The sequence below is a fragment of the Thiomonas arsenitoxydans genome (assembly GCF_000253115.1).
GTDB lineage: Bacteria > Pseudomonadota > Gammaproteobacteria > Burkholderiales > Burkholderiaceae_C > Thiomonas > Thiomonas arsenitoxydans.
On record NC_014145.1, the window covers coordinates 53008 to 69414 of the forward strand.

The window sequence follows — 16407 nt, forward strand, 5'->3', positions numbered from 1 at the left end:
TCGTTCGCGACTCTTGCGTGCTGTGTCAGACCCCGTAAGTGTCGCGGTACTGCTGCACCGCGGGCCGCCAGCGCGCCAGCTCTGGGTGGCCGCTGTCGGCCAGATAGGCGAGCAGGCTGTCGAGATTGGCGATGGAAATGACCGGCAGCCCGTACTCGCGGCTGACGTGCTGTACGGCCGAAACGTCGAGGGTGCGGCCCTGAATTGCGGCCTTCTCCTGGCGGTCGAGCGCGATGAGCACGGCGGCGGGTTCGGCCCCTGCCGCGCGGATCAGCCGGACCGATTCGCCCGTGGCCGTTCCCGCGGAAATCACGTCATCGACGATGACCACCCGGCCGCGGATGGGCGCGCCCACGGTGCTGCCGCCCTCGCCGTGATCCTTGGCTTCCTTGCGGTTGTAGGCGAAGCCCACATTGCGGCCCAGTCGCGCCAGTTCCACCGCGACCACTGCGCCGAGCGGAATGCCCTTGTACGCCGGGCCGAACAGCATGTCGAACGTCACGCCGCTCTCCAGCAGCGCGCGCGCATAAAACTGCGCCAGCCGCGCCAGCATGGCGCCGTCGTTGAACAAACCGGCGTTGAAAAAATAGGGCGACTGCCGCCCCGCCTTGGTGGTGAAGTCGCCAAAGGCGATCACGCCGCTGTCGACGGCGAAACGGATGAAGTCGAGCGCGTTGGGGAGCGCACTTGGCGCGGAAGCGGTTGCAGGAGAAGGGGAGGACATGATGGCGGTGCAGGGTGGAGCGGCGCAGCAAGACGCGCCGCAGATTCAGAACGGCATTGTGCCGCAGGATTTCTCCCCGGCGCGTCAGCGGCTACAGTGCACACATGCTCGCCTACCGACACGCCTTTCACGCCGGCAACCACGCCGACGTGCTCAAACATCTGGTGCTGGTGCAGGTGCTCCGGCACATGAACCGCAAAGAAAAACCCTATTGGGTGATCGACACCCACGCGGGCGCCGGGGGTTACCCCCTGCACGAAGCCTCAGCGCAAAAAAATGCCGAGTACGCCGACGGCATCGAACGCCTCTGGAACCGCAAGGACGCGCCGGAGGCGGTGCAAGACTACCTCGCGCAGATTCGCGCCTTCAACACGGGTGGCCCGCTGCTCTACTACCCCGGCTCGCCCGGCATTGCCCACCAGCTCATGCGGCCGCAAGACAAGCTGCGGCTGTTCGAGCTGCACCCCACCGATCACCGCGTGCTCGACGCCACATTCGGCGCGCAGCCGGGGGTGCAGGTGCGCTGTGCCGACGGTTTTGTCGCCCTCAAAAGCCTGCTGCCGCCGCAAGACCGCCGCGCCGTCGTGCTGCTCGACCCGTCTTACGAACTCAAGACCGATTACGCCGCGCTGCGCAACACGGTCAGCGACGCGCTGCAGCGCTTTGCCGTCGGCACCTATGCGGTGTGGTACCCGGTGCTGCAGCGGCGCGAGTCGCACCTGCTGCCGCAACAGCTGCGCCGCATCGCAGGCCAGGCCGACTGGCTCGATGTGCGCATGCAGGTACGCGAACCCGACGCCAGCGGCTTCGGCCTGCTGGGCAGCGGTATGTTCCTCATCAACCCGCCGTGGACGCTGCACGCCACCTTGCGCGAGGTGCTGCCCTGGTTGACCGGGGTGCTCGGGCAATTCAATGGGGCGCATTTCGCGCTGGAGCAGCAGGCCGGCTGATCCACCCTCGGCTGATCGACCCCAAATACGCGGCCGATCTGTCAACTATTGTCAAAAGTCGGGGCGAAAGTCTTGCATTTGTCACGGAACGCGCCGACCATTCGGGGCGTGTGGGGATGCGTCGTCCCTGCCCTTCTTCCCATTCGTCCATCGGCGCGCGCTTTGCCCGACAAGCGCCTGCGTCGCCCGGCATCGACTTACCCATCCAGGAGTTCTCTATGGCAGTCCGCTTTGAATTGCACAAAAACGAAAAAGGTCAGTTCCACTTTTCGCTCAAAGCGGCCGATGGCGGCACGCTGCTGAGCAGCGAGCACTACGAGAGCAAGGCCTCCGCAGAGAATGGCATGGCCTCGGTGAAAAAGAACAGCGTGCTGCCCGAGCGCTTTGAAAAACAGGTCGCCAGCGACGGCCGTGCCTACTTCACGCTGAAGGCGGCCAACCATCAGGTGGTGGGCACCAGCCCGATGTTCGGCACCGCCGACAAGCGCGATGCCATGCTCGCCATGGTGCACGCCGAGGCCGAGCACGCCGCCGTGCACGATCACACCTGAAGTGTTTTGCACCGCGCGGCTTGACCCTGCCCAAAACGGACGTCAAGCCGCGCCGATAGACTGGCGCGCAGTCCTCTTCACCGGAGTTCCTCCGTGCGTCACGTTCATATCGCCATCCTTGGCGCCGGCACAGCCGGGCTCACCGCGCTGTCGCAGGTGCGCAAGCACACCGACGACTTTGTCATCATCAACCACGGCCCCTACGGCACCACCTGCGCCCGAGTGGGCTGCATGCCGTCCAAGGCGCTGATCCAGGCGGCCGACGACTTTCATCGCGGCAGCCAGCTGGCTACCCTGGGCATCCGCGGCGGCGAGGGGCTCAAGGTCGATCTGCCCGCCGTGCTGCAGCGGGTGCGCGACTACCGCGATGCGCGCGTGGCCGGGGTGCTGGGCGCGACTCACAGCCTGCAGCCTGCGCAGAACATCGCCGGGCGGGCCCGGCTCGACGGGCCGGGTCGCGTCATCGTCACCCACGACGACGGACGCGAAGAGGTCATCGCCGCCGACCGCATTCTCATCGCCACCGGCAGCCGTCCGGTGGTGCCGCAAGCGTGGCAGGCGTTTGGCAACCGCATTCTCACCACCGACGACCTGTTCGAGCGCCCCGATCTGCCGCGCCGCATCGCCGTGGTCGGGTTGGGGGTGATCGGCCTCGAACTGGGGCAGGCGCTGGCACGGCTGGGCCTGGACGTGCACGGCTTCGAGCTGCGCGAAAGCCTCGGGCCGTTGACCGATCCGGTCATCCAGGCCGAGGCGCAACACCGCATCGGCGCCGAATTTCCTCTCCATCTGGGCCGCGCCGTCGATCTGCGCGAAGGGGCTGCGGGCACGCTGATCGTGGACAACGGCGAAAGCCCGGTCGAGGTCGATGCCGTGCTGGCAGCCATGGGGCGGCGCACCAACACCGACGGCCTTGGGCTTCAAACGCTGGGCGTGCCGCTCGACGCCCGCGGCCTGCCCGACTTCGACCGCAACACCCTGCAGATCGGCGACCTGCCGGTGTATTTCACCGGCGACGTGAACGGCGAGCTGCAAGTGCTGCACGAGGCGTCCGACGAAGGCTTCATCGCCGCCTTCAATGCCCTGCATGGCACGACGTGCTTTCGCCGTCGCGTGCCGCTGGCCATCGCCTTCACCGATCCGCAGATTGCCGTGGTCGGCCAGACCTGGCAGGCGTTGCAGGGGCGGTCGTTTGCTACCGGCGGGTTCAACTTCGCCCAGCAGGCGCGCGCCATGGCCATGCTGCGCGCGGCCGGACAATTGCATGTGTACGCCGAGCCCGGCAGCGGCAAACTGCTGGGGGCGGAGATGTGCGTGCCCGGCGCCGAGCATCTGGGGCATCTGCTGGCCCTGGCCCTGCAGCGCAACATGACCGTGGCCGAACTGCTCACCCTGCCCTTCTATCACCCGGTGCTCGAAGAGGGTTTGCGCGCGGCGTTGCGGGTGCTGGCGCGCGCGGTGTATGGTGAAGCGCCGCTGGAAATGGCGCGGCTGTAAACACTAGACAAACTTTCTTTATGACCGTTTCACAGGACTTTGACATGACGTTCGATCTCGCCATCATCGGCGCCGGCCCGGCCGGTCTGTCCATGGTGCGGGCGCTGGCTGGCAGCGGCCTGCGCATCGCCCTCGTCGAGCAGCAAAGCGCGGCCGCGCTGGCCGACCCCCCTTTCGACGGCCGCGAAATTGCGCTCAGCCTGCGCACCCTGCGCACCTTGCGCGAGTCCGGGGTGTTCGACCACATCGCGCCCGATCAGGTGTTTCCGCTCGAACACGCCGTGGTGCTCAACGGCAACGATCCGCATCCCATGCGCGTATCGCCGCTGCGCGGCAAAACCCAGCTCGGCGCCCTCGTGCCCAATCAGCAAATCCGCCGCGCGGTTTGGGCTGCGGTGCAGGGCCAAAGCGAATACACCCTGTTCGACCAGACCCGTCTGGGCGCGGTGCGCACTGATGCGCAGGGCGTTGAGCTCGACCTCGAACCGGCGCAGGCAGCGGCGGCCGCTGCCCCGGCCCAGACTATCCGGGCGAAGCTGCTGATCGCCGCCGACAGCCGGTTTTCCGAAACCCGGCGCAAGATGGGCATCGGCGCCGACTCGCACGACTTCGGCAAGACCATGCTGGTGTGCCGCATGCAGCATGAGCAGCCGCATCACCACACCGCGTGGGAATGGTTCGGTATCGGCCAGACCTTGGCCTTGCTGCCCTTGTCCGAGCACCTCTCGTCCGTGGTGCTCACCCTGCCGCAGCATGAGATGCAGGCATTGCTGGAGCTGCCCGATGCCGACTTCGAGCGCGACATCACCCGGCGCTATCAGGGTCGTCTGGGCGAAATGAAACGCGCGGGCAGCCGTCACACCTATCCGCTGGTCGGGGTTTATGCCCAGCGCTTTGTCGCGCCGCGTTTCGCCCTGATCGGCGACGCCGCCGTGGGCATGCACCCGGTGACCGCGCATGGCTTCAACTTCGGTCTGCACGGCGTCGATCTGCTGTCGCGCGAAATTCTGGCCGCCGCGCGCGCGGGTACCGACATCGCCGCGCCCGAGCGCCTGCAGCGCTTCGAGGCGGCGCATCGCCGCGCGACGCGCCCGCTGTATCTGGCCACGCAAGCCATCGCCACGCTCTACACCGACGACCGCGGCCCGGCCCGCCTGGTACGCCGACTGGTGCTCGATGCCTCCAGCCGCATCGGCCCCCTGCGCCTGGCCATCGCCACCGCGCTGAGCGAAGACGGATTGAGCCTGCGCGGGCTGTTGCCGCGTCTGGCCTGAGCCGATTTACAGCGCGTCGTGCAGCGCGCGGAAGGCGCCGCCCTGCCGCGCCAGCAACTCGGCGGGCGCGCCGGCCTCCACCACCCGGCCGGCTTCCATCACCAGTACCCGGTCGACCGCAGCGGGCAGCGCGGCGATGCGGTGGCTGATCAGCAGCACGGTGCGGCCCTGCATCAGTTGCACCAGGTCGCGCAGCAGATCGCGCTCGGTCAGCGCGTCCAGGCCCTCGGTGGGTTCGTCGAGAATGAGCAGCGGCGCGTTGCGCAGCAGCGCGCGGGCGATGGCCACGCGCCGCGCTTGTCCGCCCGACAGCCGCATGCCGGCCTCGCCCACCCAGGTTTCATACCCCTCGGGCAGCGCGGCGATGAAGTCGTGCAACTGCGCCGCCTTGCACGCCGCGATCACTTCGTCCTCCGTGGCCTCAGGCTTGGCCAGCATGAGGTTGTCGCGAATGGTGGTGTTGAACAGATAGGTGTCTTGCGACACCACGGCGATGTGCGCGCGCAGCGCCTCGCCCGGCCAGGCGCGCAGGTCGTGGCCGCCGATGCGCACGCTGCCCTCCTGATAGTCCCAGAACCGCAGCAGCGCCTGCACCAGCGTGCTCTTGCCCGCGCCGCTGGGGCCGACCAGGGCGACGCGCTCGCCCGCGCGCAGCTGCAGGCTCAGGCCGTCGAGCGCCCAGGCCGCCTCGCCGCGTGCGCCGGGGTAGCGCAGCCGCAGGCCGTCGATCTCGACATCGGCGCGCTCCCACTGCGGCACGGGCATGTCGGCGGGCTCCTCCACCTGCGGCCGGGCGTCGAGAATGCCGAACACCCGCCGCGCCGCGGCCAAGGTCTCGCCCAGCATCTGCAGCGCCAGCGGCAGCGGCAAAACCGCCTCGAAACTGGAGAGTACGAACAGCGCCAGCATCGGCAGTTCGGCCGGGGTGATGGACGCATCAGTCACCAGCGGAATGGCCAGCAACAGCGCACACCACATCGCCAGATTGGCCGACAGCCCGAGCAGCCCTTGTGACAGGCCGGTGGCGCGGCTGAGCTGGCGCTGCTGGCCGATCATGACGTCGGTCAGCGCGTCGATGCGCTGCGCCTGCCGCGCCGCCCCGCCATAAACCCGCAGCTCGCCCAGCCCCTGCAAGCCATCGACTGCGGCGCTGCGCAATTCGGCGCGCAGCGCAACCAGCCGCCGCCCCGGGCCATGCCCCAGGCGGAAGGTGAGCAGGGGCACGGCCACCCCGGCCAGCAGCAGGAACAGCAGGGTGGACGCCGCCACCCGCCCGCTGTAGAGCGTCATCATGCCCAGAATAAGCGCGCCGCCCAGCAGCGCCACGCCCACGGGCACGAGCACGCGCAGGTAGAGGTGGTTGAGCGCGTCGATGTCGCTGATGAGGCGGCTGCTCAGGTCGGCGCTGCGCAGCTCTTGCAGCCGCGCCGGGGCCAGCGGCTCCAGCCGTCGGTAGAACCACACCCGCAGTTCCTGCAGCAGCCGGAAGGTGGCTTCGTGCGTGATCAGGCGTTCGATATAGCGCCCGGCGGTGCGGGTGATGGCCATGCCGCGGATGAAGGCGGCCGGGGTGAAGTAATCCATCGCCGCGCCCACCAGGCCGACCAGCGCCATTTGCGCGATGAACCAGCCCGAGGCCGTCATCAGTGCCACATTGGCGAGCAGGGTGAGCAGCGCGGCGAGCGCGCCCCACAACATCCAGTTGCGGTAGGGCGCAAACAAACCGACGAGCCGCTTCAAATCGGCGCGGGCCTGGGGCAGATCGAAATCGGGCGGCAGCGGGTTCCAGCGCATCAGGCTTGCTCCTGAACAGCGGGCTCGTGGGCGCGCACCAGCCGGGCAAAGGCGCCGTCGGCCCTCAGCAGATCGGCGGGCGCGCCCTGTTCGATCACGCGCCCGGCTTCGAGCACCACCACATGATCGGCCTGCAGCACCGTGCTCAGGCGGTGCGCGGCAAGAATGACGCAGCGCTCTTTTGCCAGGGCCAGAATGGCCGCGCCGACCTGCGCCTGCGTCTGCGCGTCGAGCTGCGCCGTGGCTTCGTCGAGCAGCACCAGCTTTGCTGGCTTGAGCAGCGCCCGCGCCAGCGCCAGACGCTGCACCTGTCCGCCCGACAAGCCCAGACCGCGCTCGCCCAGCGGGGTGTCGTAGCCCTGCGGCAGCGCGGCGATGAAGTCATGCGCCTGCGCGGCGCGGGCGGCGCGCTCCACTTCGTCCTGCGGCGGGTCGGACTGGCCCAGCGCGATGTTGTCGCGCACCGTACCCTCGAACACATGCGGACGCTGCGGCACCCAGGCCACATGCCGCAGCCAGTCGGTGGCGTCGAGCGTGGTCAGTGGCGTTTCGTTCACCAGAATGCGCCCGGCCTCGGGTTGCACCAGCGCCATCAGCGCATGCAGCGCGGTGCTCTTGCCCGCGCCGCTGGCGCCCACCAGCGCGGTGAGGCCGCGCGGTAGGGCGGCAAAGCTCACCGCGTCGAGCGCGGGCGGCAGATCGGCGGCGTGGCGCACCGTCACGGCGTCAAAGCGAATCCGCACCTCTTGCCCCGCGTCCAATTTCTGCGTGCCGCCAGTGGTCTGGGCATGCGGCGGAATCGGGGTGTCGAGCAGCTTGAGCAGGTTTTGCGCAGCGCCGATCGCCTCCATGCGGGCGTGGTAGAAAGTGCCCATATTGCGCAGCGGCAGATAAAACTCGGGCGCCAAAAGCAGCACGAAAAAGCCGTTAAAAAACTGCATCTCACCGTAAAACAGGCGAAAACCGATAAAAACCGCCACCATCGCAATGCTGATGGTGGACATGAATTCCAGCGCCACAGAAGACAGAAACGCCACCCGCAACACCTTCATGGTGCCGATGCGGTATTCCTCGGTGAGCGCAGCCACCACCTCGGCCTCGTGGCGGCTCACGCCAAACAGTTTGAGCGTGGTCAGCCCCTGCAGCGAATCGAGAAATCGCGCGCTCATGCGCGAGAGCAACTGCCATTGCTGCTGGTTGAGGGTTTCCGTGCCCTTGCCGATCAAAATCATGAAAATCGGAATCAGCGGCGCGGTCAACAACAGCACCAGGCCCGACACCCAGTCCTGCGGCAGCACGAACACCAGAATCGACAGCGGCACCAGCGCCGTGAGCGACATATTGGGCAGGTAGCGCGCGTAATAGGCTTCGAGCGCGTCGATGCCGGTCACGATGGTGTTGGCGATGTCGCCGCTGGACTGGCGCGTGAGCCAAAGCGGCCCCAGCGCCTGCAGATGCTCGTAAAGACGTCCGCGCAAATCGCGCCGCACCTGCGCCGCGGCTTCGAAGGCCACGTTTTCAGCCGCTCGCATCAGCGCGAAACGCAGCGCAAAAATCGGCAGCATCGCCGCCAGATAACCCCACACATCGGCGAGATGCTGATGATCGATGATGACCACCGACACCACCCGCGCCAGCAGCCAGGCCTGCACGATGATCAGCCAGCCGGCAAACAGCCCCAGCCCCACGGCGCGATTGAGCTGCGGGCGGATATCTTTTTTGCGGGCCTTGAGCCAGAGTTCTTCGGAGGTTGCCAAGATAGAGGTGCAGCTAGGAGTCTGGGCGGCAGAATTCCGTGAACCTGTGCCGGAGCGCCGATGCTGGGCGAGCGGACTGTTTTTCGGGCACGGTCGGCATGGCCGGTCGTCTCACGCCCCCGAGAGGGCAGCAGCGGGCGTGTTGTGCGGGGCGGCCTGTGCCCCCATTTCTGTTCAGGCGGGAACCAACGAGGCCATCCGCCGGAGGTTCAGTGCTGCGCAGACGAGTTTCCACTCGGCGCGTACACGCTCAAGGCCGCGCAGGCTGAACTGGCGGAACCCCAGCACGCTCTTGATCCAGCCGTTGGGCGGCTCGGCGATCCACTTGCGCTTGCGATAGGCGGCGCGTCCCGCGGCGGTCTGCATCTTCGCGGCCATGGCCGCGGTGTGCGGCAGCCGCGCGGCATCGATGGCCGCGTGCTGCTTGCCTTCGCGCCCCAAGGCCACAACCAGATCGATCGGCGCATCGCGCAGGTTGTCCTCGCTGCGATAGCCCGCGTCGGCCAGACCCAGCGCGGGCAGCGCGCCCAGGTTCTCCTGGATCGCATCGATCATCGGCAGCAGCCAGTTGGCATCGGGTGCCGTGTTGTCCAGTTCCGCAGCCACGATGATGTGCGCAGCCTCGTCCACCGCCGTCTGCGCGTTGTAGCTGGGGTCGAAGCCGCCGCCGGCGCGCTTCATGATGCGGCTGTCCGGGTCGGTGAAGTTCTCCTGCGCCTTGTCTTCGGGCACGCCGAAGTCGCGCTTGAACCGCGCACCGCGCCGCGGCTTCCCATCCGGCCCCCGGGGACGGCGATCATCATCGTCACTGCGACCACGCTGCGCGTCGGCTTCACGCTGACGCTGTTCCAGCCGCTGGCGCGCCTGCCGGATCGCATCGAGTCGCGCCTCGCGCCGCTCGATCTCGGCCGGGATGTCGAGTTCGGGCTCCTGCGCCTCGGCCTCGTCGGTGGCCTTGGCGCGCGCCAGCAGCGCGTCGATCTGCTTTTTCAGTTCGACCTCGGTGTGCTGCATGCGCGCATAGCTCATGGCCTTGTGGCGGCTCGCGTTGGCCTTGACCTTGGTGCCGTCGATGGCCACCGTGCCCAGCTTGACCAGACCCATCTCGCGCGCCAGGCGCACGACCTGCACGAACAGGTCCGAGAATTCCTGGAGGTGCAGCGCACGGAAATCCCGGATCGTGCGGTGCTTGGGGAAGTTCCCTGCTGCCAGCATCCGGAACGCCAGGTCCTCGTGCAGCCGGCGCTCGATCTTGCGCGAGCTGAACACCCCGGTGGCGTAGCCGTACACCAGAACCTTGACCATCATCGCCGGATGGAAGGGCTGGTTGCGCGCTCCGCCACCCTCATAGCGCGCGTAGAACGCGCTCAGGTCCAGCGTGTCAATCGTGTCGTGGATGAAGTAAGCCAGGTGGCCCGGCGGCAGCCAGTCCTGCGGCGCCGCCGGCAGCAGCATCACCTGGTCCGGCTCATAGGGGCGGTAACTAGTGGGCATGCCGTATTAACGCACGCCCACCGTCCTACGTCGACCTCAACAACCTTCTGCCGCCCACACTCCTAGGGGTGCAGCGGAAGCAGTCAGCCGCAGAGAAGTCGCGGCGAAGCTCGCATATTAGAGGGCGCCGTCAAGGGATGGGTCGCGCCTCAGGTATTAAAGTTGACCGTCATCGGTCTGGTCGCAGAATGGACCGGCCTGCCCTCTCGCCAGCCTTGCACAACGCCAGGCAGCGTCTCACTCAGGAGCTTTCATGGACGACAAACAGCCCCCCAGCGTCACCCTCAAGCAGATCAACGCCTACCAGTTCGACCTGCACTTTGCCGACGATCGCCCCACCATTCTGACCGACGAGCCGCCGCCGCTGGGCGAGGGCGCGGGGCCGTCGCCCTCGCACCTGCTGCTCGCTGCCGTGGGCAACTGCATGAGCTCCAGCCTGTATTTCGCCCTGAGCAAATTCAAGCTCGACCCCAAGGGGCTGACCACCACCGCCACGGGCGAAATCGGCCGCAACGAAGCCGGTCGCCTGCGTGTGCTGTCCATCACGGTCGATATTCGCATGGGCGCTGCCGCGCAAGGCATGGAGCGGCTCGACCGCGTGCTGATGCAGTTCGAGCAGTTTTGCACCGTGGGCGAAAGCGTGCGCCAGGGCATTCCGGTGACGGTTTCGGTGTTCGACGGCACCGGGCAAAAACTCAAATAACTGCGCAAAATGGCGGCTTTGCGGCTTTACTTTTTCCAATATCAGTCCATACCGCCATGACTGCCCACACTCCCGCCACGCCGCCCGCCGGCAGTTTTGCCGATCCGCGCGAAACCTGGAACGCCCGCTTCGCCAAGCCCGGGCTGCACTACGGCGCCGAGCCCAACGCCTTTTTGGTGCGCGAATCCGCGCGTTTTGCGCCCTCCAGCCGCATTCTCAGCGCGGCCGACGGCGAAGGCCGCAATTCCATCTGGCTGGCCGAGCAGGGCCACCACGTCACCGCCTTCGACCTCTCGCCCGTCGCCGTCGATAAAGCCCGCCGCTGGGCGCAGGAGCGCGGCGTATCGGTGGACTTTCACGTCGCCTCGGTGGATGAATGGGGCTGGGCGCCGGGTCGATTCGACGCCGCCGTGGCCATCTTCGTGCAGTTCGCCGACCCGGCCCTGCGCGAGCGCCTGTTCTCCGGCCTGTGGCGCACCCTCAAACCCGGCGGCCTGCTGTGCGTGCAGGGCTACGCGGTGAAACAGCTCGAATACGGCACCGGCGGCCCGGGCCGCGCCGACCATCTCTACACCCCCGAACTACTGCGCGAGCTGTTGCCCGAGGCCGACTGGTTGCTGCTGCAAGAGCACGAAGCCACCCTGCACGAAGGCACGGGCCACGTCGGGCGTTCGGCGCTGGTCGATGCGGTAGCGCGCAAGCGCTGAGTGCGGTACTTGATGGAAACGCAGCACCCTGACCAGCTCTACCGCGGGCGCTTCGGCACTCTGCTGGTCGGCTCGCGCAGCAAGCTCAACGACCGCGTCAGCCTGTACGAAGAAACCCGGCGCACCACCGGCTATGGTCAGGCTGGCCTGCTCCATGCCTTCGGCGTCGACCTCGTGCTCACCGAGCGCTGGAGCACCGGGCTGAAAATGGAAACCGGCACCATCAGCGACCCGCCCAACGGCGACATCAAACGCCGTGTCGTCGCGCTCTCCATGGGCTACAACGCCACCGTCCTTGCCTCCAGTCTGTAATACCGCCACGACCAGAACAACCTCACCGGCGAGCGCACCTCCTGGCTCAGCCGCAACAGCTTCGGCCAGCAGCTCGCCGCCGCCTGTCGCCTGCTGGGCAAGCTCGACCTCGCGCGCAGCAGCGCCAGCCTCGTGGTGTTGCGCGGCGAGTGACACTTCGTGCGCGAATGGAGCGGCCTGGTCGAGTGGCGTCGCCTGCACGCCAAAGAGGCCGGCGATGCCCAGAGCGGGGCGTTGCTGGCCGTGTACCGGCGCATGAACGAGCACGTCAAAATGGGCGTCGGCGACAACTTCACCAACTTCTCAGACAACCTCACCGATCTGTCCTACAACAAGCGGGGCGTGTTCCTCAACGTGCTGGCCACCTACTGACCCTGGCCACGGACTGAGATCGCAAGGCCCTCCGCCGCCGTGCGTGGGCGCTTGTACTTTGGCCCGCATTTTTTACGCGCGGTTTACACGCATCTGCCTACGCTTTCGATCCATCAGTGGCACGAGGCGGCGCAGTGGCGTCGAACTGCATGGATCTGTTCTGGATTGCTCTGACGCTGGCGCTGTTCGCCGTGGTCTTCGCCCTGGTGGCGTTCTGTGACCGTCTGCTGCAAAGGAGCTGAGGTGAGTCCATTCGTCTGGATCGGCGCGGTCGCCGCGCTGGCGCTCCTGATTTACCTGCTGGCGGCGCTGTTCCGCGCGGAGGACTTCTGATGACGCCCGAATTCTTCGCCTTGCTGGCGGTGCTGCTCTTGGTGGTTCTGGGCGCGGCCCGCCCCCTGGGACGTTACTTCGCCTGGATCATGGACGGCGGTCCCGCCTGGCGGCCGCTGGCCCGGCTGGAGGCCGGTCTGCTGCGGCTGTGCGGCGTCGATGCCGCCGGGATGCGCTGGTCGCGCTATGCCGTGGCCTTGCTGGTGTTCAGCCTGCTGGGCACGCTGCTGGTGTATGCGCTGCAGCGGCTGCAGGGCGTGCTGCCGCTCAACCCGCAGCAGTTCGGCGCGGTCAGCCCCGACTCCAGTTTCAACACCGCCATCAGTTTTGTCACCAATACCAACTGGCAGGGCTATGCGGGCGAATCGACCCTGAGCAACCTCACGCAGATGATGGGGCTGGCGGTGCAGAACTTCGTCTCGGCAGCGTCGGGCATCGCCGTGGCCTTTGCCCTGATCCGGGGATTCGCGCGTCACCGTGCCACCGAGATCGGCAACTTCTGGGTGGATCTCTATCGCATCACGATCTATGCCTTGCTGCCCCTGTCGATGCTGCTGGCGATGGCCCTGGTCAGCCAGGGCGTCATCCAGACCTTCTCGGCCGACACGCCCGTCACCACGCTGCAGTCCACGACCTACGTGGCGCCCAAGCTGGACACCGCGGGCCAGCCGATGCGCGATGCCGCCGGGCAGTCGGTGCAGCAGACCGTGACCGTCACCCAGCAGATTCTGCCCATGGGGCCAGTGGCGTCGCAGGAGGCGATCAAGGAGCTGGGCACCAATGGCGGGGGGTTTTTCAGCGCCAACTCTGCCCACCCCTATGAGAATCCGAACGCGTTGAGCAATCTCCTGGAGATGATCGCGGTGCTGCTGATTCCCGCCGCGCTGGTCTACACCTTTGGCCTGGCCGTGGGCGACACCCGCCAGGGCTGGGCCCTGCTGGCGGCGATGACGCTGGTGTTCGCGGTCGCCGTCACCGGTCTGGCCGCAGCCGAACAGCAGGGCAACCCCACCATCGCCGCGCTCGGCGTCGATCAGGCGCACGGCGCGCTGCAGTCCGGCGGCAATATGGAAGGCAAAGAGACGCGCTTCGGCATCGCCGCCTCGGCGCTGTTCAACGCCGTGACCACCACCACCTCATGCGGCGCGGTGAACGCCATGATCGACTCGTTCACGCCGCTGGGCGGGCTGGTGCCGATGGCGCTCATGCAGCTCGGCGAAGTGGTGTTTGGCGGTGTTGGCACGGGCTTGGCGGGCATGCTGGTCTTCGCGCTGGTGGCCGTATTCGTCGGCGGGCTGATGATCGGCCGCACGCCCGAATATGTCGGCAAGAAGGTCGAGGCCTTCGACATGAAGATGGTGTCCATCGCCGTGCTGCTCATGCCCGCGCTGGTGCTGCTCGGCACGGCACTGGCCGTCGTGGTGCCGGCCGGGCTGGCGGGACTGGCCAACCCCGGGGCCCATGGCTTCTCCGAGATCTTCTACGCCTTCACCTCGGCCGCGAACAACAACGGCAGCGCCTTCGCCGGGCTGTCGGTGAACACGCCGTTCTACAACGGCTGGCTCGGTGCGGCGATGCTGTTCGGACGTTTCGCCGTGATGGTGCCCACCCTGGCGCTGGCGGGTTCGCTGGCGGCGAAAAAGCGCATTCCTGCAGGCGGCGGCACCCTGCCCACGCATGGCCCGCTGTTTGTCAGCCTGCTCATCGGCGTGCTGCTGCTGGTGGGCGCGCTGAACTTCTTCCCGGCCTGGGGCCTGGGCCCCATCGTCGAGCAGTTGCAGCTCTGGAAATGAACCGGATATGAAACAACCCCCTGACTTGCTACGGGCTATTCGCATCTGATATGACGCGCTCATCCCTTCCCTTATTCGACGCCGATCTGCTGCGGCCAGCCGTGGTGGATGCCTTTGCCAAGCTTGATCCCCGCGTGCAATGGCGCAATCCGGTGATGTTCGTGGTCTATGTGGGCAGCCTGTTCACCAGCGCGCTGTGGCTGCAGGCGCTGGCCGGGCAGGGGGAGGCCCCGGCCTGGTTCATCGGCGCGGTCACCCTGTGGCTGTGGTTCACGGTGTTGTTCGCCAACTTTGCCGAGGCCCTGGCCGAAGGCCGCGCCCGGGCGCAGGCGGCCTCGCTGCGCGGCATGAAAAAAACCGTGGTCGCCAAGAAGCTAGCCGAACCGCGCTCCGGCGCCCCGTGGACCCAGGTGCCCGGCGAGAGTCTGCGCCGTGGCGATGTGGTGCTCGTGGAAGCCGGTGATCTGCTGCCCTGCGATGGCGAGGTGATCGAAGGCGTGGCCGCGGTGGACGAGAGCGCCATCACCGGCGAGTCGGCCCCGGTGATCCGCGAGTCCGGCGGCGACTTCTCCGCCGTGACCGGAGGCACCAAGGTGCTGTCGGACTGGATCGTGGTGCGCTGCACGGCCGACCCCGGCGAGTCCTTCCTCGACCGCATGATCGGCCTGGTCGAAGGCGCCAAGCGGCGCAAGACGCCCAACGAGATCGCGCTGACCATTCTGCTGGTGGCCCTCACCCTGGTGTTTCTGCTGGTCACCGTCACGCTGTTGCCGTTTTCCATCTACGCGGTGAACGCCAATCACGCGGGTGTTCCGGTCACTCTCACGGTGCTGATCGCACTGCTGGTCTGCCTCATCCCGACCACCATCGGCGGTCTGCTGTCGGCCATCGGCGTGGCCGGCATGGGGCGCATGCTGCTGGCCAATGTCGTGGCCACTTCGGGCCGCGCCATCGAAGCGGCGGGCGATGTCGACGTGCTGCTGCTGGACAAGACCGGCACCATCACCCTCGGCAACCGTCAGGCCAGCGCGTTCCTTCCGGCACCCGGCGTGAGCGTGACCGAACTGGCCGACGCCGCGCGCCTGGCCTCGCTGGCCGACGAGACACCCGAAGGCCGCAGCATCGTGACCCTGGCGCGACAGGAGGGCTCGGCCCATGAGCCCGCCGCCGATCCGGCTGCCAGCTTCGTCGCCTTCTCGGCCCAGACCCGCATGAGCGGGGTGGACCTGCCTGGCCGCCTCATCCGCAAGGGCGCGGCCGACGCGCTCAAGCGCTGGATCCTTGAGTCCGGCAGCGCTTGGCCCGAGGCGGTCGTGCGGCATGTCGAAGCGGTGGCGCGGCGCGGCAGCACGCCCCTGGTCGTGGCCGAGCGCACGTCGCTCGAGGCCGGGTCGCCTGCCCGTGTGCTCGGCGTCGTGGAACTCAAGGACATCGTCAAGAGCGGCATCAAGGAACGCTTCGCGCAATTGCGCCGCATGGGCATCCGCACGGTGATGATCACCGGCGACAACCGGCTCACCGCAGCGGCCATCGCCGCCGAGGCCGGGGTGGACGACTTCCTCGCCGAGGCCACGCCGGAGAACAAGCTCGCGCTCATCCGCCAGACCCAGGCCGAGGGCCGGCTCGTGGCCATGACGGGCGATGGCACCAACGACGCCCCGGCGCTGGCCCAGGCCGATGTGGCCGTGGCTATGCACAGCGGCACTCAGGCCGCCAAGGAGGCCGGCAATATGGTGGATCTCGACTCCAACCCGACCAAGCTGATCGAGGTGGTGGAGATCGGCAAACAGATGTTGATGACGCGCGGCGCGCTCACCACCTTCAGCATCGCCAACGACATCGCCAAATACTTCGCCATCATTCCGGCGGCCTTCGTCGCCACCTATCCGCAGCTCGGCGCGCTCAACCTCATGCACCTGGCCTCGCCGGATTCGGCCATCCTCTCGGCGGTGATCTTCAACGCCCTGATCATCGTCGCCCTCATTCCGCTGGCGCTCAAGGGCGTGCGCTACCGCGCCCTGGGCGCCGCCGTGCTGTTGCGCCGCAACCTGCTGATCTATGGACTTGGCGGCATCGTTGCGCCCTTTGTCGGCATCAAGCTCATCGACATGCTGCTGCGCCTGATGGGTTGGACCTGAGCCGCGTC

Annotated in this window: 15 protein-coding genes; 11 read left to right on the forward strand and 4 right to left on the reverse strand. The window is 67.3% G+C overall.

Going from position 1 to position 16407, the window contains the following annotated elements; genetic code table 11:
* Nucleotides 1-25: 25 nt before the first annotated feature.
* Nucleotides 26-724, reverse strand: a complete 699-nt coding sequence (pyrE, locus tag THI_RS00260; RefSeq protein ID WP_013104209.1) for an orotate phosphoribosyltransferase — start codon at nucleotides 722-724, stop codon at nucleotides 26-28.
* A 104-nt stretch (nucleotides 725-828) separates the two neighbouring features.
* Between pyrE and THI_RS00265 the strand changes: the two genes are divergently transcribed.
* From THI_RS00265 to ubiM, 4 genes are all read left to right on the forward strand, one after another.
* Nucleotides 829-1674 carry a 23S rRNA (adenine(2030)-N(6))-methyltransferase RlmJ gene (locus tag THI_RS00265; RefSeq protein ID WP_013104210.1) on the forward strand — a complete coding sequence of 282 codons (846 nt, stop codon included), beginning with the start codon at nucleotides 829-831 and terminating at the stop codon, nucleotides 1672-1674.
* A gap of 218 nt (nucleotides 1675-1892) precedes the next feature.
* Complete coding sequence (locus tag THI_RS00270; protein ID WP_013104211.1) at nucleotides 1893-2225, forward strand: YegP family protein; 333 nt, start codon at nucleotides 1893-1895, stop codon at nucleotides 2223-2225.
* Nucleotides 2226-2318: 93 nt separating this feature from the next.
* Nucleotides 2319-3722: a dihydrolipoyl dehydrogenase gene (locus THI_RS00275; protein ID WP_013104212.1), complete on the forward strand. Its 1404-nt coding sequence runs from the start codon at nucleotides 2319-2321 to the stop codon at nucleotides 3720-3722.
* Between the two features lie 44 nt (nucleotides 3723-3766).
* Entirely contained in the window at nucleotides 3767-4996 is a 1230-nt protein-coding gene (ubiM, locus tag THI_RS00280; protein ID WP_013104213.1) for a 5-demethoxyubiquinol-8 5-hydroxylase UbiM, read from the forward strand.
* 6 nt (nucleotides 4997-5002) lie between these two features.
* On the opposite strand, the gene cydC is transcribed toward ubiM, so the two are convergent.
* The 3 genes from cydC to THI_RS00295 all read right to left on the reverse strand — a co-directional run bounded on the left by cydC (nucleotide 5003) and on the right by THI_RS00295 (nucleotide 10041).
* Nucleotides 5003-6790, reverse strand: coding sequence for a thiol reductant ABC exporter subunit CydC (gene cydC / locus THI_RS00285; RefSeq protein WP_013104214.1), 1788 nt, complete (start codon nucleotides 6788-6790; stop codon nucleotides 5003-5005).
* Nucleotides 6790-8547, reverse strand: a complete 1758-nt coding sequence (gene cydD, locus THI_RS00290; RefSeq protein WP_013104215.1) for a thiol reductant ABC exporter subunit CydD — start codon at nucleotides 8545-8547, stop codon at nucleotides 6790-6792. The genes cydC and cydD overlap by 1 nt, the downstream gene beginning before the upstream one ends.
* A gap of 174 nt (nucleotides 8548-8721) precedes the next feature.
* A complete protein-coding gene (locus THI_RS00295) occupies nucleotides 8722-10041 on the reverse strand; it encodes an IS1182-like element ISThsp1 family transposase (protein ID WP_013104216.1) in 1320 nt (439 codons plus the stop codon).
* 253 nt (nucleotides 10042-10294) lie between these two features.
* On the opposite strand from THI_RS00295, the gene THI_RS00300 reads away from it, so the two are divergent.
* The 7 genes from THI_RS00300 to kdpB all read left to right on the forward strand — a co-directional run bounded on the left by THI_RS00300 (nucleotide 10295) and on the right by kdpB (nucleotide 16399).
* On the forward strand, nucleotides 10295-10744 hold the full coding sequence (locus THI_RS00300) for an OsmC family protein (protein ID WP_013104217.1): 450 nt from the start codon (nucleotides 10295-10297) through the stop codon (nucleotides 10742-10744).
* 56 nt (nucleotides 10745-10800) lie between these two features.
* Complete coding sequence (locus THI_RS00305) at nucleotides 10801-11451, forward strand: class I SAM-dependent methyltransferase (protein WP_013104218.1); 651 nt, start codon at nucleotides 10801-10803, stop codon at nucleotides 11449-11451.
* Nucleotides 11452-11463: 12 nt separating this feature from the next.
* Nucleotides 11464-11763, forward strand: a complete 300-nt coding sequence (locus THI_RS00310) for a hypothetical protein (protein ID WP_041608834.1) — start codon at nucleotides 11464-11466, stop codon at nucleotides 11761-11763.
* A 159-nt stretch (nucleotides 11764-11922) separates the two neighbouring features.
* Complete coding sequence (locus THI_RS00315; RefSeq protein ID WP_041608835.1) at nucleotides 11923-12135, forward strand: hypothetical protein; 213 nt, start codon at nucleotides 11923-11925, stop codon at nucleotides 12133-12135.
* A 243-nt stretch (nucleotides 12136-12378) separates the two neighbouring features.
* A complete protein-coding gene (gene kdpF / locus THI_RS18245; protein WP_064135008.1) occupies nucleotides 12379-12468 on the forward strand; it encodes a K(+)-transporting ATPase subunit F in 90 nt (29 codons plus the stop codon).
* Nucleotides 12468-14261, forward strand: a complete 1794-nt coding sequence (gene kdpA / locus THI_RS00320) for a potassium-transporting ATPase subunit KdpA (RefSeq protein WP_013104220.1) — start codon at nucleotides 12468-12470, stop codon at nucleotides 14259-14261. The genes kdpF and kdpA overlap by 1 nt, the downstream gene beginning before the upstream one ends.
* Nucleotides 14262-14311: 50 nt before the next feature.
* Nucleotides 14312-16399 carry a potassium-transporting ATPase subunit KdpB gene (gene kdpB / locus THI_RS00325; RefSeq protein WP_013104221.1) on the forward strand — a complete coding sequence of 696 codons (2088 nt, stop codon included), beginning with the start codon at nucleotides 14312-14314 and terminating at the stop codon, nucleotides 16397-16399.
* Nucleotides 16400-16407 lie beyond the last annotated feature (8 nt).

Bases quoted from the DNA above. Each gene is read 5' to 3' on its own strand.
- THI_RS00305 (WP_013104218.1), top strand. From the start codon at position 10,801: ATGACTGCCCACACTCCCGCCACGCCGCCCGCCGGCAGTTTTGCCGAT.
- THI_RS00265 (WP_013104210.1), top strand. From the start codon at position 829: ATGCTCGCCTACCGACACGCCTTTCACGCCGGCAACCACGCCGACGTG.
- THI_RS00270 (WP_013104211.1), top strand. From the start codon at position 1,893: ATGGCAGTCCGCTTTGAATTGCACAAAAACGAAAAAGGTCAGTTCCAC.
- kdpB (WP_013104221.1), top strand. From the start codon at position 14,312: ATGACGCGCTCATCCCTTCCCTTATTCGACGCCGATCTGCTGCGGCCA.
- ubiM (WP_013104213.1), top strand. From the start codon at position 3,767: ATGACGTTCGATCTCGCCATCATCGGCGCCGGCCCGGCCGGTCTGTCC.
- THI_RS00300 (WP_013104217.1), top strand. From the start codon at position 10,295: ATGGACGACAAACAGCCCCCCAGCGTCACCCTCAAGCAGATCAACGCC.
- kdpA (WP_013104220.1), top strand. From the start codon at position 12,468: ATGACGCCCGAATTCTTCGCCTTGCTGGCGGTGCTGCTCTTGGTGGTT.
- THI_RS00295 (WP_013104216.1), bottom strand. From the start codon at position 10,041: ATGCCCACTAGTTACCGCCCCTATGAGCCGGACCAGGTGATGCTGCTG.
- THI_RS00310 (WP_041608834.1), top strand. From the start codon at position 11,464: ATGGAAACGCAGCACCCTGACCAGCTCTACCGCGGGCGCTTCGGCACT.
- cydC (WP_013104214.1), bottom strand. From the start codon at position 6,790: ATGCGCTGGAACCCGCTGCCGCCCGATTTCGATCTGCCCCAGGCCCGC.
- pyrE (WP_013104209.1), bottom strand. From the start codon at position 724: ATGTCCTCCCCTTCTCCTGCAACCGCTTCCGCGCCAAGTGCGCTCCCC.